This is a genomic window from Thermopolyspora flexuosa (assembly GCF_006716785.1).
GTDB classification, from domain to species: Bacteria; Actinomycetota; Actinomycetes; order Streptosporangiales; family Streptosporangiaceae; genus Thermopolyspora; species Thermopolyspora flexuosa.
In genome coordinates this window covers 3,075,970-3,097,603 of record NZ_VFPQ01000001.1, presented here as the reverse complement: position 1 = coordinate 3,097,603, position 21,634 = coordinate 3,075,970, and the positions used below count along the sequence as shown (strand labels likewise).

Sequence of the window (21,634 nt, the reverse complement as noted above, 5' to 3'; positions counted from 1 at the left end):
GTCAGAACGGAGGTTCGTCGGTGTCGTCCGGGGTGGCCAGGTCGGCGAGGGCGTCGGCGCGCGGGCTGGTGAACTCGGCGTGGTCCTCGAGGGTGGCCGAGGCGTCGGGGCACCAGCGGGAGACCGGGCAGTAGCGGCACCACCAGCCCGGGGTGGCGGCGAAGTCGACGTCGGCGTGCCAGCGCGCCACCCGGTCGTGCACGACGGCGCGGGCCGCCGCGACCACCGAGGGGTCGGTGGCGTCGAGGACGAGCAGGGGTTCCGCGCCGCCGGGGTGGAGCCGCTCGAGCTCGACGAGGCCGTCCCGGTCGCCGAAGGCGCCGGAGGCGATCAGGCAGACCGCGAGCGCGAGCTGGGGGACCGCGGCGAGGGCGTTCTCGGGGGTGAGGCCGCGCGGGTGCACCGACGTCTTCACCTCCCGGTACCGCAGCCGGCCGTGCACCCGGCGCAGCAGGTCGGGAACGGCGAGGACGACGACATCGGAGATCGGGTCGAAGGCGGCCACGGTGGGCTCGGTGCGGATGTCGGTCACCCCGTCGGGGTCGGCGAGGGGGCAGACCTCGAGGTGCGCGAGCAGGTACGGCCGGGCCTCCTGGTAGTCGGCGCGGTCGAGCACCTCGTCGGCGATGCCGCAGTCGGCGGCGGTGGGCTCGGGGAGGTCGGCGAGGGTGCAGGCCCGGCCCCGGGCGTGGGCGGCGGCGAGCCAGCGGTGGACGGCGTGGCCGCGGGCCGCGGCGGGGGAGGAGGTCTCCTCGCCGGGGATCCACAGCTCCTGGAGGTGGGCCTGCGCGGGGCAGATCTCGTAGCGGCGCGAGGTGGTGATCGACCAGGTCCTGCGGTGGGTTCCGCGGTCGCCCAGGCCGAGCAGGCCGGGAGTGACCGGCAGGGCGTGGCAGGACGGCCGCACCCGGCAGGCGGCGCAGTCCCGCCCCGGGGCCGGGGCACCGCCGTCGAGCAGCCGCTGGGCGGCCGGTATGGCCTTGCTCCGGTAGTCCCGGCGGATGCCGGCGGGGTCGCCGTCGACCAGGACGGCCTCGGTACCGGTGGTGAGGCCCACCTCCACCACGCGGACCCGGCGCGGCCGGGGCAGGTCCGCGACGACCGGCACGGGGATCGCGGTGTAGAGGTCGCGGGGGTCCTCCACGCGGTCACCGACCCCGGCGACGTAGGCCATGGCCAGGGTGGAGGCCTGGTCGGGGGTGCCGCGAGGGCCGCGCATGCGCAGCCGCCGGAACTCCACCACGGCGCCGTCGGTGGACTCGTACCATCGCCCCCAGGCGGTCAGGATGCGCAGCTCGGCCACGGACCGGCCCCCTTGCACGACCCTGGGGGCGGGCGCGGGGCGCAGGTCGACGCCCTCGCGGGCGAGCTGGTCGGCCAGGGCCTCGGCGACCTCGAGGTAGCTCTCGGCGGCGTGGGCGACCCAGCGGGCCACCCCGGGGTGCACCCGCTTCCGGCAGGACGCCAGGGTCTGCCTTATCGCCCGGTCGAGGGGGACACCGTCGTGCTCGACGGCGTCGAGGATCTCCATCACGAGCCCGAGCGGGAAGTCCTCCCAGGGCGCGTAACGGCGCTGTTCGCCCCGCCGTGGGCGCAGCTGTGGCCGTGCCCTGACCGCGGCGTGGTGGGGGCACGCGTTCCCGGGCCGGTCGAGCAGGCCCGCCGACAGCCGGATCACGTGCGGGTTGCCGACGACGGACCCATCCATGTGTCCTCCAGGAGGGGGAATTAGTGGCGTCAGACGACCATTAGATCAGTTGTGAACTAATAACACAACATGATCAGGGGTCTTGGCAGGCGCGTTTCATCGCGGCGTGACCGCGCGGCGCCGGTGTCCGGGACACGTCGGCCCTGGTCACCGCCTCATCCCGGGGGCGGGTGAGGTTCCCGTAACCCGGCGGTTCCGCACACGGGTTCCCGTCCGCGGGGTTTGGCCGCCACACTCGGTCTATGCCGGATTTTGACCTTGTGGTGCTTGGCTCGGGGCCGGGCGGGCAGAAGGCGGCGATCGCGGCCGCCAAGCTGGGACGCCGGGTGGCGGTCGTCGAGCGGCGGAACATGATCGGCGGGGTGTCGGTCAACACGGGGACGATCCCGTCGAAGACGTTGCGCGAGGCCGTGCTCTTCCTCACCGGGCATCACCAGCGCGAGCTGTACGGCCAGAGCTACCGGGTCAAGGAGGAGATCACGGTCGCCGACCTGATGGCCCGTACCCGGCACGTGATCGGCCGGGAGGTGGACGTGATCCGCAGCCAGCTGCTGCGCAACCGGATCATGCTGCTGCAGGGCACCGGCCGGTTCCTCGACCCGCACACGATCGGGGTGGTCGACGAGTACGGCCGGGAGACCAAGGTCAGCGCCGAGAAGATCATCATCGCCACGGGGACCCGTCCGGCGCGGCCGGAGAGCGTGGAGTTCGACGGGCGGACGATCATCGACTCGGACGACATCCTCGCCCTGGAGCGGGTGCCGGACACGCTCGTCGTGGTCGGCGCGGGAGTGATCGGCATCGAGTACGCCTCGATGTTCGCCGCGCTCGGCACCAAGGTCACGGTGATCGAGCGGCGGGAGCGCATGCTCGAGTTCGTCGACCTGGAGATCGTCGAGTCGCTCAAGTACCACCTGCGCGATCTCGCGGTCACCTTCCGGTTCGGCGAGCACGTGACCGCGGTGGAGCGCCACCCGGACGGCGCGATCATCGTGCTGGAGAGCGGCAAGCGCATCCCGGCCGACACCGTGCTCTACTCGGCCGGACGCCAGGGCATGACCGACGGGATCGGCCTGGAGAACGCGGGGCTCACCGCGGACGCGCGCGGCCGGATCGCGGTGGACGAGCACTACCGTACGGCGGTGCCGCACATCTACGCGGTCGGTGACGTGATCGGGTTCCCGGCGCTCGCCGCGACCTCGATGGAGCAGGGCAGGCTCGCCGCCCACCACGCGTGCGGCGAGCCGGTGACCGGGATGCACGCGCTGCAGCCGATCGGGATCTACACGATCCCGGAGATCGCGTTCGTGGGCCGGACCGAGGAGGAGCTGACCAGGGAGCACGTGCCGTACGAGGTCGGCGTCGCCCGGTACCGCGAGCTCGCCCGCGGGCAGATCATCGGCGACACGTACGGCATGCTCAAGCTGCTCGTCTCGCCCGAGGACCGGTCGCTGCTCGGCGTGCACATCTTCGGCGCGGGCGCGACCGAGCTGCTGCACATCGGGCAGACCGTGATGGGACTGGGCGGCACGGTCGACTACCTGGTCGACGCGGTGTTCAACTACCCGACCCTCGCCGAGGGGTACAAGGTCGCCGCCCTCGACGCGGCCAACAAGCTGCGCCGCATGGCCCGGTTCACGGGCGCCGGGGGCTGAGCCCGCCGGTCAGGCGCAGGCGCGGGCGGCGCGCACGTCCTCGTAGACGCGGACCAGCTCCTGGCCGATGCGCTCGAGCGAGTAGCGGGACCGGGCCCGGTCGGCGCCGGCGTAGCCGAGCGCGGTGCGCAGGGTGGGGTCGGCGAGCACCTCGCGGGCGCGGCGGGCGAGCGTGGCCGGCCGGCTGGGCGGGATGAGGAACCCGGTCACCCCGTCCACCACCGAGTCGAGGTGGGCGCCGACCGCCGAGGCGATCACCGGGACGCCGCAGGCCATCGCCTCGAGGGCGACCATGCCGGTGGGCACGGCCTGCGGGAGCGTCAGCACCACGTCGGCGCTGCGCATGAGCTTGGGCATGGCGGCGTGCGGGACGCGGCCGAGGAAGGTCACCCGGTCGGCCACCCCCACCTCCTCGGCGAGCGCGCGCAGCCGCCGGTAGTCGGGGTCGGACTCGAGGTCGCCGGTGACCGGGCCGCCGGCGATCACCAGCTCGGCGCCGGGCACGGCCTCCAGGGCGCGGATCGCGGTCCCCGCGCCGCCCGCGGGGGTGAGCCTGCCGACGTGCACCAGGCGCGGCCGCTCGCCGCGCGGGTACGCCGGGCCGCGCCTGCGGAACCGCTCGACGTCGACGCCGCCGGGCACGATCGCGATGTTGCGCCGCGGCACGCCGATGCGGATCAGCTCGGACTCCTCGCCCGCGCAGGAGGCGATCACCGCGCTGGCGCGGCGGCCGATGGCACGTTCCAGGCGGATCCGGACCTCGGGGTCGGGGCCGCCGCGGGCGTCGCCGGCGCTCTCGTCCTCGTCGTTCCGCCCGCCGAGCGAATGGAACGTCTGCGTGACCGGCACCCCGAGCGCGTCGGCGCCGGCGATGGCGGCGAGGCCGCCGGTCCACGAGTGGGCGTGGATGACGTCGGGCCGCTCCCGGCCCCAGCGTTCCTGCAGCCCGGCGCTGAAGTCGGACAGGTACGGCAGCAGCTTGCCCTCGGGCAGCCGGGTGGCCGGCCCGGCGGGCACGTGCTCGACGGTGACCCCGGGGGCGAGCCGTCCGCGATCGCGCAGCTCGGGGGAGTAGCGGCGGGTGTAGACGGTGACCCGGTGGCCGCGGCTGAGTTCCCTGGCGATGGCCGGGGTTTCCGGAGGCAGTTCGTGGGCGGAGACGATGGCGATATGCATGTGACACACCTCAGGTGCTCAGGGGACCCAAACCTTGGGCCGCGCGCGCCGGGGGGTGTGCCTCGAGGCAGTGCGCCTGATTAGCCATACCGCGGGTAGCATCTCCCCAAACTGCCCACATCGGAAATTCCGGACAGTGATGCTTCGTCCGCTACGGGGGGTCGGCGGCGAAGCGGCCCGTCCTCGTGCCCGCCGCCGGGCGGGAGGGCCGGGCCCGCGCCGGGCGTGACCAGGGCCGCGGCGCCCGGCGGGCCGTAACCCGCCGCTGGTCCGGCGCTGACACGTCCTTGACCTCGGCGCGCCTCGCCAAAGGAGCGCATCACCATTACTGGCGATTCATAGGTGGAAAACCGGTCACCTCTGGGCAAGTATCGGACTCAAGAGGTCCAGCAGAGGGCCTCGCCCTCGGACCGAGGCGCGAGGCGTCGGCGTGCTCCACCTAGCGGAAAACCCTGCCAAACCCCCCGGTCGCCGGTCTCCGCCTCGCCGTGGCACGCACGAGGGAGTGGATATGACCGAGGACCGTGCCGTACTGCTACTCGACGAACCCACCGCCGAAGAGCTCCTCGCCGAGATGCACGAGCCCGGCGTGAGCGAGGAGCGGCGCATGCGCATCCGCGAGCGGGTCGTCGAGATGCACCTGCCGATGGCGAGGGACATCGCCCGGCGCTACCTGCACCGCGGCGAACCTCTGGAGGATCTGCTCCAGGCGGCCTACGTCGGCCTGATGAAGGCGATCAACGGGTTCGACCCCAGCCTCGGGCACAGCTTCCGCGGCTACGCGATGGTCACCATGACCGGCGAGGTCAAGCGCCACTTCCGGGACCGCACCTGGGCGGTGCGGGTGCCCCGGCTGTACCAGGAGCGGCGCTCCGAGCTCAACCGGCTGGTCGCCGACTTCACCCAGGAGCTGGGCAGATTCCCCACGATCGCGGAACTCGCCGAGCGCATGCGCATCTCCGAGGAGGAGATGCTGCTCACCCTCGACGCGTCGGCCGCCTACAGCACCCTGTCGCTCGACGCCCCGCTCGGCGCCGACGACGACGCGGCCGCGCTGGGCGACGTGATCCCGGACGAGGACGACGAGCTCGCCACGCTCGTCGACCGGGAGGCGGTCAAGCCGCTCATCGACGAGCTGCCGCCGCGCGAGAAGAACATCCTGCTGCTGCGCTTCTTCGGCAACATGACCCAGGCCGAGATCGCCGCGGAGTTCGACATCTCGCAGATGCACGTCTCCCGCATCCTCCGCAAGGTGCTCGACCAGCTCCGCAACGAGCTCATGGCCGAGGCGCCCGCCGAGCGGGACGGCACCTGACCGGGCCGCGCCGCCGGGGCCCACGTGCCCCGCGCCGCGTGGCCGCCGCGTGCCGGCCGTACCGCCCGGGCCCGCGCGAGTCGGCGCGCGATATGGGGGTAGGGGGCGGCCCATGACCTACCGAACCTCCCGGACCGTTCCCCGAATAGTGATCGTCGGCGGCGGATTCGTCGGCACGTACGTCGCGCTGCGGCTGCAGAGGCTGCTGCGGGTCGGCGAGGCGAGGGTCACCCTCGTCGACGTCGACTCCTACATGACCTACCAGCCCTTCCTGCCGGAGGCCGCGGCGGGCAACGTCGAACCGCGCCACCTGGTCGTGTCGCTGCGCGCGGTGCTGCCGCGCTGCGAGATCGTCAGCGGCCGCGCCACCCGGGTCTGCCTCGGCGACCGCCGGGTGCACGTCGAGCTCCAGGAGGGGCCGCCGCGCGAGATCCCGTACGACTACCTCGTCTTCGCCCCCGGGTCGATCTCCCGCACGCTCCCGATCCCCGGCCTCGCCGAGTGCGGCATCGGGTTCAAGACCGTCGAGGAGGCGATCCACCTGCGCAACCACGTGCTCGGCTGCCTCGATCTGGCCGCCTCCACCACCGACGAGGCGGTACGGCGCCGCGCCCTCACCTTCGTGTTCGTCGGCGCCGGGTACGCGGGCGTGGAGGCGCTCGCCGAGCTGGAGGACATGGCCCGCGACGCCTGCCGCTACTTCGACGGGGTGCGCACCTGCGACCTGCGCTGGTACCTGGTGGAGGCCACCGGGCGGATCATGCCCGAGGTGGGCGAGGACATGGCCGAGTGGACGCTGCACCAGCTGCGGCGGCGCGGCATCGACGTCCGGCTCAACACCCGGCTGGAGTCCGCGGTCGACCACCACATCGTGCTCAGCGACGGCGAGGAGTTCGACGCCGACACCCTGGTGTGGACGGCGGGCGTGAAGCCGAACCCGCTCACCGCCTCCTGCGACCTGCCCCTCGACGCCAAGGGCCGGGTGCGGGTGACCCCGATGCTCACCGTCGAGGGCGCCGGGTACGCGTTCAGCGCCGGCGACTGCGCCGCCGTACCCGACCTCACCAACCCCGGCGCGACCACCGCGCCGAGCGCCCAGCACGCGGTACGGCAGGCCCGGCGGCTCGCCGAGAACCTCGTGGCGACGCTGCGCGGCGAGGAGCTCAAGCCGTACCGGCACTCCTACGCCGGGTCGGTGGCGAGCCTCGGCCGGTACAAGGGCGTGGCCCAGGTCTACGGCATGAAGCTGCGCGGCTTCCCCGCCTGGTTCATGCACCGCACCTACCACCTGTCGCGCATGCCCACGCTCAACCGCAAGGCCCGCATCCTCATGGACTGGACGCTCGCGCTGTTCTTCCGCCGGGAGATCGTCTCGATGGGCGCCCTCACCGAGCCGCGACGCGAGTTCGAGTTCGCCGCAAAGGGGCCGGGCGCGCCGCAGGCCGCCCCGGCGCCGGAGGCCCGGGAGGAGCGGGCGCGCCAGGCGGAACGGGTGCGCGCCGGCCGGTCGTGACCGCCGGTCCCCGGGCCCGGGGCCGCGGGGTCAGCGGGTCCGGGTGAGCTCGTCGAGCAGCGCGTCGGCGTCCCGGTACGGGTCCGGCGGTACGGCCGGCGCGTCGGCCGCCACCGGGGGAGCGGGCCGTTCCTGCGGCCGGGCCGTCCTGCGGTGGCGTCCCCGTGCCGGGGACGGGCGGCGGAAAGGGCGGCGCAGCCGGGTGCGGGCCGCGACGAGCACGGTCCCGGCGACGGCGGCCAGCAGCGCCACCACGGTCAGCGTCTCGATCGGCGCGCCGAACAGCGTGACGCCGGGCTCGCCCTGGCGGCCGAGGTCCACCACGCGCTCCGGCCAGGAGATCCGCGTCTGGTCGAGGTACTCCTTCACCTTGCGCGGCAGGCCGTACCCGACCACCTTGCTCTCGTCGCGGACCTTGCGCTTGAGCCAGACCTTGTCGACGTTGCCCTCGATCGTGTGGATGCGGTCGCCCTTGACCCGCTCCACGATGCCCACGTGGTCGATCTTCGAGATCTTCTTCGACCCACCCCAGTCGAAGAAGACCAACGCCCCCGGCTCCGGCCGGTCCGACCAGGCCCCGTGACGCTGGAACCACCGGGCGTGCGAGGGCGTCCACGCGAACGTGCCGACGTACTCGCTCACGCCCGCCTTGTGGGCGGCCCAGGCGATGAACATGTCGCACCAGGCGCCGGTCTTGAACTGCGGATCCCCGCCGGCGACGTGCTCGGCGTACCACTCGCCGTACTTGGTGCGTTGCCCGGCCTTCTCCCGGTAGCCGAGCTCGGCGCGGACGACCTCGAGGAGCTCTCTGGCGATCGGATCCATCCGGTTGTCAGGCCTCCCCACTCCCGCCGGGCCCGCACGGGCGGGGCCCGCTCACCGGCGGCCACGGCGCGCCGGTCAAAGTCGCGGCAAGGGGAGGGTAACAAGGCGGTCGAGAAAATCCCGTGAGTCCGGCAAAAAGGGAATTACAGTCGACGGTTGAGGCCGGTGTGGCCGGGCCGCCGCCGGTCGCATCCCGCCGCTGCTACCCTCCCTGCACGACAGGTCCTCTCCGCGGGAGAGGGAAGGTGCGCGGGCGGCGACCCGCCCGCGGGCGAGCACGTGGGCGGTGACATGGCGGGGCGCAAGCCCAAGATCGATCGGGCGGAGCTGGCGCGGCTGGTGGCCGAGGGCCGGACGGTCGCGGAGCTCGCCGCGCACTTCGGGGTGAGCGAGTCCGGCATCCTGCAGGCCAAGCGCGCCGCCGGGCTCGCCAAGCCGATGCTCGACCACGGCCGGGCGATCCCGTGGAAGCTCGACCGGGCGCACTACCAGAGCGGGCCCGCCACCAATTTGCGCAACCTGTCCGCGATCGCACAGGGCGCCGACATCCCCCAGGTGAAGATCAACACCGCGCTGCGGTGGGCGCGGCGGCTCGTCGACGGCGGGCTCGACATCGCCTACGACCGGGAGCACGGCTTCCGCGAGGTCCCCGCGCCGGAGGGCGGCGGGCACATCGCGGCCGTGCTCGCCGAGGCCCTCGCCGCGCTCGAGAAGCGGGAGGGTACGGCCGCACCCCGGGAGCCGCGCGGAGACGGCTAGCGCCCGGCAGGCGGGAGGAAGAGGATGGCGTCGCCCACGGTGCGCTCGCCCTTCGCGTCGGAGGGGCGGTTGGCGAGCTCGCCGTGCACCGCGAGCGTGACCGAGCCGCCGCCGTCGAGGTTGATCGCCTCCACCGCGCCGAGTTTGCGCAGGAACCGCGCGCCCTCCAGCAGGCTGAGGCCGTCGCTGTAGCCGGGGCGGCGGCCGTCGGCGACGAGCAGGATGAGCCGGTCGTGGCGGTCGATGCCGAGCATGACCCGCGGGCCGCGCCGGATGCCCCAGCGGTACAGGAAGTCGGGCTCCTCCGGCCGGTAGACGCCGTCGGTGGCCACGTCGACGTGGATCCGCCCGTCGCGGATGAGCTCGGGGCCGCCGTTCACCACGTCGCCGCGGCCGAGCGCGACGGGGCGGCCGTCCTCGTCGAGGACCCGCTGCCGGATCTTCAGCCGGGCGCCGGGTTTCGCGTGGGTGGTGAGCCAGCCCGCGCCCTCGCCGATGCCCGCGAGCACCCGCCGCCCGGCGGGGACCGGGCCGCCGCGCGTGCGATGCCGGATCACCCGGCCGTCGCCGTCGAGCACCACCTCGACGCCCTTCCCGGCCGGGGTCTTCCGGCCGAGCGCGGGGGTGAACAGCACGATCTCCGAGGGGTCGGTGCAGGTGACGTCGTGCCGCGGCTCCTCGGTGGGGGAGTCGCCGCCCACGCCGCCGCAGTTGCGGATCAGGCCGGGCGACCGGTTGACCCCGTCGATCTCGCGGCTGCGCCCGCCCGCGGCGACGGTCAGCTCGGTGGTCAGCCGGGCGATCCGCGGGCGGCCGCCGGGCAGCAGCAGCGCGGCCCGGCCGTTGGTGGCCAGGCTCTCCAGGCGGCCGTCGTACACGCCGATCCCGGCCGGTACGCCCGGCAGGCCGTCCCGGTCGTGCATGACGAAGTAGCCCGCGTTCACCGCGAGGACCGCCCCGCCGTCGCGGGCCATCGCGGTCGTGGTCTCCCGGCGGGCGAGGGCCCTGCCGTACGTGGCGGTGATCTCGCCGGTGTACCGGGCCGGGTCGATCACGGCGACGTGCACCACCGCGCTGTGCCCGCCGTACGGGTCGAGCTCCACCGGGTCCTGCCGCGCCGACTCGGCCACGGCGGTGAACCCGGCCCGGGTGAGCCGGTCGGCGAGCGCCTGCGCCGCGGCCCGCTCCCGGAACACGCCGGCGCGCACCCGCCAGCCGAGCGGGCCGCGCGGCACGCCCGCGTACCCCGGCGCGCCGATCGGCTCCGCCGTGGCCTCGGCCCCGGCCCGGTCCAGGCGCCGGGCGAGCGCGGTGGCCGCGTCGCGGGTGAGCAGCCGGTCGGGTTTGCCGCCGGGCTCGGTGACCGTCACCGCCCACCGGCCCGGGCCGGACGGGTCGCCGAGCGTGCCCCGGTACAGGGTGATGCCCTCGGCGACCTCCTCGCCCGGCCAGTCACGGATCGGGGCGGGCACCGGGTCCGCCGCGGCCTGCGGCACGGCGGCGGCCGGCGGGGGCGGCCCGGCCCAGCACACCGACACCGCCACACCCGCCGCGATCAGGCCCGCGACCCGCATGACCACCCCCGGCGCCCGGCGCGGCGTGCACGGCGCGGCCCCGGGCGGATGTTCCTCTCCGTCAACATTCGTTACTCTACGTGACTACACGTGGTGTCCGTGCCTTATCCGATCCGGCGGCGCGAAAGCCCCGCACGCGGTGCCTTGGCCGACATTTGGCGCAGCCGGGGCGCATGCCCGCGACGCCCGAGGGATACAGAAGACGGGGTGGTCATGGGACTGGGGGGAACGCTGAGGTTGCCGGTGCCGTCGGCGGGGAGCGTGCTCGCGGGCGCCATCCGGCTCACGGTCGCGGGCACCGCCGCGCTGGTGAGCGCGCCCGTCGGCGTGGTCCGGGCGGCGCGGCGCGTCCCGGCCGCCGTCGAGGAGGGCCTCGGGCTGGCGCGCCGGGTCCGGCGGTACGACGGCCGCGTGCACATCGACCTGCGCTCGGGCGCGTCGATGACCCCCGCCCGCGCCGAGGCGATCGAGTCCGCCCTCGCCGCCCACCCCGGCGTGGCGTGGGCGAGCGTGAACGCTCCGCTCGGCCGCGTGATCGTGGCGCTGCACGATCCCGACACCGACCCTGCCGAGCTGGTGGCGATCGTGGCGGAGGCGGAGGACAAGCCGGACGGGCCGCCGGGGGAGGCGGACGGCGGCGGGCCGGAGGTGCGGATATCCCCGGTGCTCATGCTCGTCGCCGACGCCCTCGGCCTGGCGCTGACCGCGGTGCAGCGGGTCACCCGGTGGACGCCGCTGCCCGCCGAGATCCCCGCGGCGATCGGGTTCGTCGACGCCGTGCCGCCGCTGCGCCGGATCGCCGCCGCCGCGGTCCCCGTCCACCTGCTGCCGCTCGCCGTCGCCACCGCCCAGGCGTTCGCCCCCGGCATGGCCGGGCTCACCGCCGACGTGTTCGGGCGGCTCGTGCAGTGGCGGGAGCTGCGCGCCGAGGAGGCCGCGTTCCGGCTCCGGGAGCCCGAGCTGTGCGGCACGCCGGAGCGGGCCCGCGCCTGGCAGGCCGCGCCGGCCCGGGCCTGCCCGCTGGGCATCGGCATGCGGGAGCGGCACGCCCACCACGCCCTCGCCGCGGCCGCCGCGTGCACGACCGCCGGCCTGCTCGCGGGCGACCTGCGGCGCGGCCTTCAGGTCGGGCTCGCCGCCCTGCCCAAGGCGGCGTCGACCGGGCAGGAGGGGTTCGCCGCCGAGCTCGGCACCGTGCTCGCCCGGCGCGGCGCCGTCGTCACCCGGCCGGACGTGCTGCGCCGGCTCGACCGCGTCGACACCGTGGTCGCCGACGCCGACGTGCTGCTGTCGCCCGAGCCGTCGATCGGCGAGGTGGTCGTGCTGCCCGGCGCCGACGCCGAGGAGGCGGCCGAGCGCGTCCACGCCCTCTTCGACCCCGAGGAGTTCCGCCACCGGGCGGTCGGCTCCGGTCCCGGCGCCGCCGCCGTACCGGGCGGGCGGGCCGTGCTGCGCACCGAGGACGGCTGGGCCCTCGGGCCCGTCGAGCTGCTCGACCTGGCCGGGCGGCGCGGCGAGCGGGAGCGGCGGCGGCTCGCCGCCACCGGCCCGCTGGCCGTGCTCGGCCTGGCCCGCGACCGCCGCCTGTACGCGCTCGCCTCGGTGGTGCGCCGCCCGCACGACCGCGCGCACGCCCTGGTGACCGCGGCCCGGCGGGCCGGGCTGCGGTTCGTGCTCGCCGGCGGGGGAGTGGACCTGCCCGGGCCACCGGTGGAGACCGTGCCCGGCGGCGACCGCCTCGCCGCGTCGGTGTGCGCGCTCCAGGAGGCCGGTGCGGTGGTGCTGCTCGTCGCCCGCGACGGCGGGGCGCTCGCCGCCGCGGACGTCGGGGTCGGGATCGGCGGCCCGGACGGGTCGCCGCCGTGGGGCGCACACGTGATCGCGAGCCGGGACGGCATCGGCACCGCGGTCACGGTGGTCACCGCCGTGCCGTACGCCCGCCGGGCGGGGGAGTGCGGCGTGACGCTCGCCCGGTCCGGCAGCGGCGTGGGCGCGCTCGCCGCGCTCGTCGGGCCGCGGAACCGGGTGGCCGCGCGGGCACAGATCGCCGTGGCCGGGGCGGCCGTGCTCGCCCTCGGGTACGGCGTGTGGCAGGCCCGGCGGGCCGCGCGGGTGCCGCCACCGCCGCCGCTGCCCGTCACCCCCTGGCACGCGATGCCGGTCCCGGCCGTGCTCGCCGCGCTGCGCACCACCGAGCGCGGGCTCGGTGAGGACGAGGCCCGGCGCCGGGCCCGGCCCCGTACGGCGGGCCGCCGCCTGGCGGTGCCCGCGATCGTGCGCGCCGTCACGGCGGAGCTCGCCAACCCGATGGCGCCGGTGCTCTCGGTCGGCGCGATCGGCTCGGCCATGATCGGATCCCTCGCCGACACCGTGCTGATCGGCCTGGTGATGCTGTCGTCCGCGCTCGTCGGCGGGGTGCAGCGGGTCGCCGTCGAGCGCACCGTGGCCCGCATGGCGGCCCGCGGCACGGTGGAGGCCACGGTACGGCGCGACGGCCGGGAGCGGCGGATCGACGCCGCCGAGCTCGTGCCCGGCGACGTGATCGTGCTGCGCTCCGGCGACCTGGTGCCCGCCGACTGCCGGATCATCGCGGCCGACGGGCTGGAGACCGACGAGTCCGCGCTCACCGGCGAGTCGCTGCCGGTCGCCAAGACCGACCGGCCGGTGCCCGCCGCGCAGGTCGCCGACCGGCGGTCGATGGTCTACGAGGGCACCGTGGTCGCCGCCGGGGAGGGCGAGGCGGTCGTGGTGGCGGTCGGCGAGCTGACCGAGACCGGCCGGGCGCTCGCCGCCGCGGCCGGGGCGGCGCCGGTGACCGGGGTGGAGGCGCGGCTCGCCGCGATCACCCGGGCGACCACGCCCGTGGCCCTCGGCGCCGCGCTCGCCTCCGCGCTGTCCGGCGCGCTGCGCGGGCTGCCGCTGCGCGTGAACCTGGAGACCGCGATCAGCCTCGCCGTCGCCGCGGTGCCCGAGGGGCTGCCGCTGCTGGTCAGCGCCGCCCAGCTCGCCGCCACCCGGCGGCTCGCCGCCCGCGGCGTGTACGCGCGCGACCCCCGCACGATCGAGGCGCTCGGCCGGGTGAACGTGCTGTGCTTCGACAAGACCGGCACCCTCACCGAGGGCGGCATGCGGCTCACCCACGTCGCGGACGGCCGGCACGTGCGGCCGCTCGCCGAGCTCGACGAGCCGCTGCGGCGGGTGCTCACCGTCGCGCTGCGCGCCACGCCGTACGCGGGGGACGACGAGAGCCACCCGCACCTCACCGACGCCGCGGTCGACGAGGGCGCGGCCGAGGCCGGGGTCGACCGGGGGGACTGGGAGCGGCTGGTGGAGATCCCGTTCGAGCCGTCCCGCGGCTTCCACGCCACCCTCGGCCGGGTCGGCGACCGCGTCCTGGTGTGCGTCAAGGGCGCCCCGGAGGTGGTGCTGCCGCGCTGCCGTACCGGCCTCGGCGGGGAGCTCGACCACAGGGAGGTGGAGGCCGAGGTCGAGCGGCTCGCCGCCACCGGGCACCGGGTGCTCGCCGTCGCCGAGGGCGAGATCCACGTGTCCGCGGCGGAGCTCGCCGCGCTGACCGGCGAGGGCGGGCAGGAGCGCGCCGCCGAGCTGCTCGCCGGCGGGGCCGCGGGCGATCTGACGTTCGCCGGGCTGCTCGGGCTCGCCGACGTGGTGCGGGACGCCGCCGCCCCGGCGATCGCCCGGCTCACCGACGCCGGGGTGCAGATCGTCATGCTCACCGGCGACCACCCGAGCACCGCGGGCGCGATCGCCGCGCACGTCACCGGCCGGGACGTCGGCCACCACATCCTCACCGGCACCCAGATCGACGAGCTGTCCGACGACGAGCTCGACCGGCTGCTGCCCACCGTGGACGTGGTCGCCCGGTGCACGCCCGCCCACAAGGTCCGGGTCGTCGAGTCGTTCCAGCGCATCGGCCGGGTGGTGGCGATGACCGGGGACGGGGCGAACGACGCCGCGGGCATCCGGCTCGCCGACGTCGGCATCGCGCTCGGCGGCGGCACCCGCGCCGCGCAGGCCGCGGCCGACCTCGTGGTCGCCGACGACCGGCTGGAGACGATCATCTCCGCACTGGTGGAGGGCCGGGCGATGTGGGCCTCGGTACGCGAGGCGCTCGCCATCCTCGTCGGCGGCAACCTCGGCGAGATCGCGTTCACCCTGGTCGGCGCGCTCACCACCGGGCGGACCCCGCTGACCGCGCGGCAGCTGCTGCTGGTCAACCTGCTCACCGACCTGGCGCCCGCGCTGGCGATCGCGGTGCGGGCGCCGTCGGAGGACGTCGCCGCGGCGCTGCTCGAGGAGGGGCCGGAGACCTCGCTGGGGCGCGCGCTCACCCGGGACATCACCACGCGCGCCACGGTCACCGCGCTCGGCGCGATCCTCGGCTGGGCCATGGCCCGGCTCACCGGGCCCGCCGCCCGCGCCCGCACCGTCGGGCTCGTCGCGCTCGTCGGCACCCAGCTCGCGCAGACGCTCGCCGCCGGGGGCCGGGACCGGGGCGCGCTGCTGTCCGCCCTCGGCTCGGCGGCGCTGCTCGCCGCGGTGGTGCAGATCCCGCCGGTGAGCCTGTTCTTCGGCTGCGTGCCGCTCGACCCGCCGGCCTGGGCGGCCGCGCTGTCCGCGATCGCGGCCGCCATGCTCGCGTCCCGGTTCCTGCCCGGGCTGCTGCGGCGCCTGCTCCCCGGCCTGCACGCGGGCCACGCCGAGCCCGGCCGTACGCCGGAGGGGCCGCCGGCCGTCGAGGCGGCGCCGGCGGCGGCCCTGCCCGCGGGCGCGTCCTGACCGGCGCGCCCCGCGGCCGGCTAGGAGGCGAGGGCGGCGGCCTCCTCTTCCTCCACGCGCCGGTTCCACTCGCGCTTGGAGGACTGCCAGCCGTCCTCGTCGGTGCCGCGCCGCCAGTAGCCGGAGATGGACAGCCGCTCCAGCGGCAGGCCGCGCTCCACGCGCAGGTACCGGCGCAGTTCCCTGACGAACCCGGCCTCGCCGTGCACGAAGGCGTGCGGCTCGCCGGGCGGCCACTCCAGCGCGCGCACCGCCGCCACGAGCCGGTCGCCGACCGCGGCGCCGTCGCGGTGCAGCCAGGTGACGCGGGCCCCGGCGGGCGCGTCGAGCGGGATCTCGTCCTCGGGCCCGGCGACCTCCACGAACACGTGGGCGGTGGCGTCCGCGGGCAGCCGCTCGAGCGCGGCGGCGATCGCGGGCAGCGCGCTCTCGTCCCCGGCGAGCAGGTGCCAGGGCGCCTCCGGGTCGGGCGCGTACGCCCCGCCGGGGCCGACGAACCACAGCACGTCCCCGGGCGTGGCGGCGGCCGCCCACGGCCCGGCGAGGCCCTCGGCGCCGTGGTAGACGAAGTCGATGGTGAGCTCGCGGGCCGCGGCGTCCCAGCGGCGCACGGTGTAGGTGCGCATGCGCGGCCACTGGTCACGGGGCAGGCCGGAGCGGATCGCCTCGAGGTCGATCGGCTCGGGGTAGGTCACGCCCGGCGGCGGGAACAGCAGCTTCACGTAGTGGTCGGTGTAGCGGCCGGCCTCGAACTCCCGCAGCCCGTCCCCGCCGAGCACGACGCGGACCAGGTGGGGGGTGAGGCGTTCGGCCCGCCGGACCTCGCCGCGGAAGGCCCGCCTGGGCCTGGGCGCTCGTCTCTCCGTCATCCGGCCTCCCTGAACTGCGCTTCTTAGGCGCACCTAAATCACTTTAGGTAAGCCTAAGTCACTGTTCGGCTAGATCACGCCCACGGAGCGCGCACAACCCTGGAACGGTTCCGGTGAGAGAGCGCTCTCAGATCCGACAACAAACTTTACTTTGCTGTTGACAGCCGTTTTTGCGCACTCTACCGTCTCCGGTTAAGAGAGCGTTTCCTCGATCTTCCGCAGCGCGGAAGAGCGGGGTGAGCCCTCGGCGACGCGTCGTTTTCGGGCGGGTCTCGTGCGGGCACGGGCGCCCGTGCTCCGCCGTACCGGACCCGCCTTTGCCTCCATCCCCCCACCCAGAGAGGCATGAGTATGCGTGTCCCCATCCATCCCCATCCCGCCTCGGCGCCCCGGTGGCGCCGGCGCACGCTCGCCGCGCTCGTCGCCGCGGCGGTCACCCTGCTCGCGTCGTTCGCGGTCGCCACACCGGCGAACGCGTCCGTGCCGACCTACTCCGGCTGGTCGCTGGTGTGGGCCGACGACTTCAACGGCCCGGCCGGCTCGCTGCCCTCGTCGGAGAACTGGATCTTCGACACCGGCCACTCCTACCCGGGCGGCCCGAACAACTGGGGCACCGGCGAGATCCAGCGGTACACCGCCGACCCGGCGAACGTGAGCCTCGACGGCAACGGCAACCTGCGCATCACCCCGCTGCGCAGCGCCTCCGGCGAGTGGACCTCGGCCCGGATCGAGACCCGGCGCGCCGACTTCAAGCCCGCCCCCGGCCGCGTGCTGCGGATCGAGGCCCGCATCCAGATGCCGAACGTGACCGGTGAGGCCGCGCTCGGCTACTGGCCCGCGTTCTGGGCGCTCGGCTCGCCGTACCGGGGCGACTACTGGAACTGGCCGCGCATCGGCGAGTTCGACATCATGGAGAACGTCAACGGGCTCAACCGGGTCTGGGGCGTGCTCCACTGCGGCGTCGCGCCGGCCGGGCCGTGCAACGAGTACGACGGCATCCAGGGCAGCCGGGAGTGCCCCGGCACGACCTGCCAGGCCGGGATGCACACCTACCGGTTCGAGTGGGACACCTCGAAGAGCCCCAACGAGCTGCGGTGGTACGTCGACGGCCAGCTCTACCACACCGTCCGGCAGAACCAGCTCGACGCGACCACCTGGTCGAACATGACGAGCCACGCCGGATACTTCCTGCTGCTCAACGTGGCGATCGGCGGCGGCTTCCCCGACGGGGTCGCGGGCCGCACCACCCCGACCGCCGCGACCGTGCCCGGCCGACCGATGGTCGTCGACTACGTCGGCGTGTGGCAGAGCGGCAGCGGCGGCTCCACGCCCACCCCGAACCCGGGCGGCGGCTTCAACGCCCGCTCGACCATCCAGGCCGAGGACTTCAGCGCCCAGCAGGGCACCTTCACCGAGCCGACCACCGACGAGGGCGGCGGCCGTAACGTCGGCGGCATCGCCAACGGCGACTGGCTGCGCTACGACAACGTGGACTTCGGCACCACACCGGTGACGCAGTTCAAGGCCCGCGTCGCCTCCGGCGCCCCGGCCGGGGTGAGCGGCCTCGTCCAGGTACGGCTCGGCAGCCCCACCGCCACCCCGATCGGCGACTTCGCGATCGCCAACACCGGCGGATGGCAGAGCTGGCGCACGGTCCCGGCGAACATCGCGCCGACCACCGGCAAGCACACCGTGTACATCACGTTCTCCAGCGGCCAGCCCGCGGACTTCGTCAACCTCAACTGGTTCACCTTCTCGAACTGAGTGCGCTCCTGAGCCAGGTACGCACCGTCCGCGGCCCGGGGTCACCCGGGCCCGGCCGAACCCCTCCTCCTCCCGGCCCACGTCCGGCCCGGTGGCAACCGGCCGGCGTGGGCCGGTCCGCGTACGGGAGCCGGGACGACGAAGATCGCGGAAGCGTCGCCACGGCCACGGCAGGGCCGCGCGCGTGGTAATGTTTCTCCCGAGCACAACGTGCTCGGATGCCGGGGACGCCCCCGGCGGCGGGACGTGGCGCAGCTTGGTTAGCGCACTAGACTGGGGGTCTAGGGGTCGCGAGTTCAAATCTCGCCGTCCCGACCAGCGGCGAAGGGCCGGTCGCGATACGCGGTCGGCCTTTTCCTGTTCCGCGGGGAAACACCGATCGCATGCGAGTGATCCACGCCCCCGTCCACGTGGTCACGACCTTGGGGCTCAAGCCTTCGAGGGCGGGCTGGGCGGCCGGGTCCCCCGGCGGCGGCATCCTGTACGACGGTTCGTGTCCGGCGGCGACCGGCCGGCCCGGGCTGCCCGGCATCTCCGGCGACATCGCGCGATCCGCGACGACCTCGGGCCGCCCGAGGAGACCGGCGAGGCCGTGCCGTACGGCAACGCCGCAAGGATCTTCGGCTCTGAGAAGCACCGGCCGCGGGGACCGGTCAGGAGGCCGGGTGGGGCGCCGGCCTGAAGGTGTGGGGCGGTGCGGGCGCCGGGGCGGGTGGGGTGCCGTCCTGGACGGCGGCCTCGTGGCGGGCGACCAGGTGGCGGCGCATGAGCAGGGCGGCCATCTCGGCGTCGGCGTCGAGCACGGCGCGGATCACCGCGGCGTGCTCCGGCCAGGAGTCGGCGGGCGCGCCCGTACGGCCGGCGCGTAACTGCCGGGCCTGGTTGCGCACGGAGCGGATCAGGTCGCCGAGCACCTTGGAGCCGGTGCCCGCGGCGACCAGGTCGTGGAACTCGGCGTTGAGGCGGGCCAGGGTCTCGTCGTCGCCGACCGCGGCCGCGTGGTCGCCCGCCTCCAGCACCCGGCGCAGCTCGGCGAGCGTGCCGGGGTCCCGGCGCTCGGTGAGCTTGCGGATCGCGATCAGCTCGAGGGACAGGCGGATCTCCAGGATCGTGCTCTGCTCCTCGGCGTCGAACTGCACCACGCGCACGCCCCGGCGCGGGATCGTCTGCACCAGCCCCTCGGCCTCCAGCCGCCGGAAGGCCTCCCGCACCGGCAGCCGGGAGACGCCCAGCCGGTTCGACAGCGCGCCCTCGGCGAGCCGGGCCCCAGGGGCGAGCGTGCCGTCGAGAATCCAGCGCCGTAACTGATCGGCCACCTCGTCACGGAGCGTGCGATGGGTCTCGCCGATGGACAATCGACCGGTCCTCCTGTCGATACCACGGGTGAATACAATCCGTGCCGCCCGTGGCGGCGCCACGCGACCACGCCGGAGAACGCGCTCCGGACGGAAGTGCCTTGCTCGCCGGGGCTTGCGATCCATCATGCCAGCAATCGCCGCGTGATAGGGCGAGAGGGCACTCTCTCTGAAAAACGTTCCTGGGATCCAATATCCGGGCATTTCTGCTTTTTGTAATCGCCTGCTCACCGCCCGGTGAAACCCCCGCCGCTCCTCGTCACGGCGCCCGCACGGCCGCCCCGCCGGCAAAGCGCGCGAGCCGTACCGTGGGCGGGGGAGAGGCGGGAAAATCGTGCGCCCGCGCCCGCCGGAATCGGCCTTGGCGGTTCGGCGGCCGGCTCACGGCCGCGGCGTCAAAGGCCGTACTCCTCCAATAGCCGAAGCCAGATTTCACTCACCGTGGGAAATGCGGGCACCGCGTGCCACAGCCGGTCGAGCGGGACCCGCGCGGTGACCGCGACGGTGGCGGCGTGCAGCAGCTCGCCGACCCCGGGCCCCACGAAGGTGACGCCGAGCAGGATCCGGTGCTCCTCGTCCACCACCGCCTTGGCCCGGCCGGTGTAGCCGTCGCCGAGCAGGTAGGCGCCGGAGACGTTGCCGATGTCGTACTCGACGACCCGCACCGGAAACCCCTCGGCCCGGGCCTGCTCCTCGGTACGGCCCACCGCGGCCACCTGCGGATCGGTGAAGATCACCTGCGGCGGGCCGAGCGCGTCGGCCACGGCCCGCAGCCCCGGGGCGTCCTCGGGCCGGCCCTTGGCCCGCGCGACGATCACGTCGCCGCACACCCGCGCCTGGTACTTGCCCATGTGGGTGAGCAGGTTGCGCCCGTTGACGTCCCCCGCCGCGTACAGCCAGCCCTCGGGCACCGCGGTCACCCGCAGGTCGTCCCCCACCTCGAGCGGCCCGCCGGGGGAGAGCCCCACGGTCTCCAGCCCGATGTCGCGTACGGCGGGCTCCCGGCCGGTGGCGACGAGGATCTCGTCGGCCTCCAGGCGCGCGCCCGAGGTGGTGTGCACGGTCACCGGCCCGCCGGGCGCGGGCCGCTCCACGCGGGCGACCGACTCGCCGAACCGCACGTCGATCCCCGCGTCCCGCAGCGACGCGGCGACCAGCCCGCCCGCGAACGGCTCGGTGCGGCCGAGCAGCCGCCGCCCGCGCACGAGCATCACGGTCGCCGCCGCGCCGAGGAAACGCAGCGCCTGCGCCATCTCGCAGGCGACCACCCCGCCGCCGATCACCACGAGCCGCCGGGGGATCTCCCGTGCGGTGGTCGCCTCCCGGTTCGTCCACGGCCGCGCCGCGCGCAGCCCGGGCACGTCCGGCACGCTCGGCGTGCTGCCGGTCGCGACCACCACCGCGTGCCGGGCGGTGAGCGTGCGCACCCCGCCGTCGGGGCCGGTCACCTCGACCCGGCGCGGCCCGGCGAGCCTGCCGTGCCCGCGGAACAACGCCGCCGGCACCGACTCGATCCAGCCCACCTGCTCGGCGTCGTCGAGGTGGCCGATCGCCTCGTCGCGCCGGGCGAGCACGGCCGCGGCGTCGACAGGTCCGAGGCTCAGGCCCGGCATGCGCCCCACCTCGGCGGCGAGATCCATGGGCCGCAGCAGCGCCTTGCTCGGGATGCACGCGTAGTAGGAGCACTCCCCGCCCGCGAGGCGCTTCTCCACGATCGCCGCGGTGAGGCCGCCCGCCACGACCCGGCCGACGACGTTCTCGCCGACCGGGCCCGCGCCGAGCACGATCACGTCATAGGTGTCCGGCCGATCCGACACGATTGCCCACCTCCCGGCTGGGCCCTACCCGAGGATGATCGATGCGAACGCCGGGCATGCGGCGTCACGCGTGCCTCGCCCCCGCACTGTGATTCGCGGAACCATTCGATCCGGGCCGAAGCCCTCCGATCGCGTCATATTCGGCGCGTTGCGACGCCGTGCAGGATGGCGGCCGCCCACCGCACATTCCTCCTACGGGACGTGGCCGATGCGCACCGTGCGTCCGTGGAAACGGCCGGTGGCCCACCCGATGGTCTTGCGGGCGTCGGATTTCAGCGGCGAGACGCCCGGCGTGGCCCGGAACGGAACGGCCGGCAACCGGCACGGCCGACCGGCCGCAAGCGGCCTTACGGATGGCCGTCATGATGTTTTCCGATCGTCTCGGACGGCGAGCCCGAAGATTGATGTCGATCGTGCTGCCTGCCGATCCATGTCACCTTGTGCGGATGATTCAGGATATTTCCTTGACATCGTGACATACCTTGATCATGATGTGGGCGATAT

The 21,634-nt window shown here is 74.9% G+C and carries 13 protein-coding genes and 1 tRNA gene; 7 read left to right on the top strand and 7 right to left on the bottom strand.

Annotation, left to right across the window (positions count from 1 at the left end; all coding sequences use genetic code 11):
• Nucleotide 1: 1 nt before the first annotated feature.
• A complete protein-coding gene (locus FHX40_RS13095; RefSeq protein WP_142259864.1) occupies nt 2–1,708 on the bottom strand; it encodes a PD-(D/E)XK nuclease family protein in 1,707 nt (568 codons plus the stop codon).
• A 242-nt stretch (nt 1,709–1,950) separates the two neighbouring features.
• Here FHX40_RS13095 and sthA point away from each other — a divergent pair, with 242 nt between their 5' ends.
• Nucleotides 1,951–3,363, top strand: coding sequence for a Si-specific NAD(P)(+) transhydrogenase (gene sthA / locus FHX40_RS13090; protein WP_142259863.1), 1,413 nt, complete (start codon nt 1,951–1,953; stop codon nt 3,361–3,363).
• A 9-nt stretch (nt 3,364–3,372) separates the two neighbouring features.
• Here the strand turns inward: sthA and FHX40_RS13085 are convergent, their stop codons facing one another.
• Nucleotides 3,373–4,539, bottom strand: a complete 1,167-nt coding sequence (locus tag FHX40_RS13085; RefSeq protein ID WP_142259862.1) for a glycosyltransferase — start codon at nt 4,537–4,539, stop codon at nt 3,373–3,375.
• 511 nt (nt 4,540–5,050) lie between these two features.
• On the opposite strand from FHX40_RS13085, the gene FHX40_RS13080 reads away from it, so the two are divergent.
• Complete coding sequence (locus FHX40_RS13080; RefSeq protein ID WP_142259861.1) at nt 5,051–5,854, top strand: SigB/SigF/SigG family RNA polymerase sigma factor; 804 nt, start codon at nt 5,051–5,053, stop codon at nt 5,852–5,854.
• 112 nt (nt 5,855–5,966) lie between these two features.
• The gene (locus tag FHX40_RS13075) at nt 5,967–7,367 is read left to right on the top strand and encodes an NAD(P)/FAD-dependent oxidoreductase (RefSeq protein ID WP_142259860.1); all 1,401 of its coding nucleotides are present in this window, start codon (nt 5,967–5,969) and stop codon (nt 7,365–7,367) included.
• A 30-nt stretch (nt 7,368–7,397) separates the two neighbouring features.
• Here the strand turns inward: FHX40_RS13075 and FHX40_RS25505 are convergent, their stop codons facing one another.
• Entirely contained in the window at nt 7,398–8,192 is a 795-nt protein-coding gene (locus FHX40_RS25505; protein ID WP_211350255.1) for a CHAP domain-containing protein, read from the bottom strand.
• A 291-nt stretch (nt 8,193–8,483) separates the two neighbouring features.
• Between FHX40_RS25505 and FHX40_RS13065 the strand changes: the two genes are divergently transcribed.
• Nucleotides 8,484–8,951, top strand: a complete 468-nt coding sequence (locus tag FHX40_RS13065) for a helix-turn-helix domain-containing protein (protein WP_142259859.1) — start codon at nt 8,484–8,486, stop codon at nt 8,949–8,951.
• Here the strand turns inward: FHX40_RS13065 and FHX40_RS13060 are convergent.
• Nucleotides 8,948–10,525, bottom strand: a complete 1,578-nt coding sequence (locus FHX40_RS13060) for a phosphodiester glycosidase family protein (RefSeq protein ID WP_142259858.1) — start codon at nt 10,523–10,525, stop codon at nt 8,948–8,950. The two genes, FHX40_RS13065 and FHX40_RS13060, sit on opposite strands and share 4 nt — an antisense overlap.
• A 213-nt stretch (nt 10,526–10,738) precedes the next feature.
• On the opposite strand from FHX40_RS13060, the gene FHX40_RS13055 reads away from it, so the two are divergent.
• Entirely contained in the window at nt 10,739–15,325 is a 4,587-nt protein-coding gene (locus FHX40_RS13055; protein WP_189136131.1) for a cation-translocating P-type ATPase, read from the top strand.
• 20 nt (nt 15,326–15,345) lie between these two features.
• Here FHX40_RS13055 and FHX40_RS13050 read toward each other — a convergent pair whose 3' ends face one another.
• Entirely contained in the window at nt 15,346–16,194 is an 849-nt protein-coding gene (locus FHX40_RS13050) for a siderophore-interacting protein (protein ID WP_142259857.1), read from the bottom strand.
• A gap of 345 nt (nt 16,195–16,539) precedes the next feature.
• Here FHX40_RS13050 and FHX40_RS13045 point away from each other — a divergent pair, with 345 nt between their 5' ends.
• Nucleotides 16,540–17,958 carry a glycoside hydrolase family 16 protein gene (locus FHX40_RS13045; protein WP_229788287.1) on the top strand — a complete coding sequence of 473 codons (1,419 nt, stop codon included), beginning with the start codon at nt 16,540–16,542 and terminating at the stop codon, nt 17,956–17,958.
• Between the two features lie 240 nt (nt 17,959–18,198).
• Nucleotides 18,199–18,276, top strand: a tRNA-Pro gene (locus FHX40_RS13040).
• A 335-nt stretch (nt 18,277–18,611) separates the two neighbouring features.
• Here the strand turns inward: FHX40_RS13040 and FHX40_RS13035 are convergent.
• A complete protein-coding gene (locus tag FHX40_RS13035) occupies nt 18,612–19,274 on the bottom strand; it encodes a GntR family transcriptional regulator (RefSeq protein WP_211350253.1) in 663 nt (220 codons plus the stop codon).
• Nucleotides 19,275–19,708: 434 nt separating this feature from the next.
• The gene (locus tag FHX40_RS13030) at nt 19,709–21,130 is read right to left on the bottom strand and encodes a dihydrolipoyl dehydrogenase family protein (RefSeq protein WP_142259855.1); all 1,422 of its coding nucleotides are present in this window, start codon (nt 21,128–21,130) and stop codon (nt 19,709–19,711) included.
• Between the last annotated feature and the right edge of the window lie 504 nt (nt 21,131–21,634).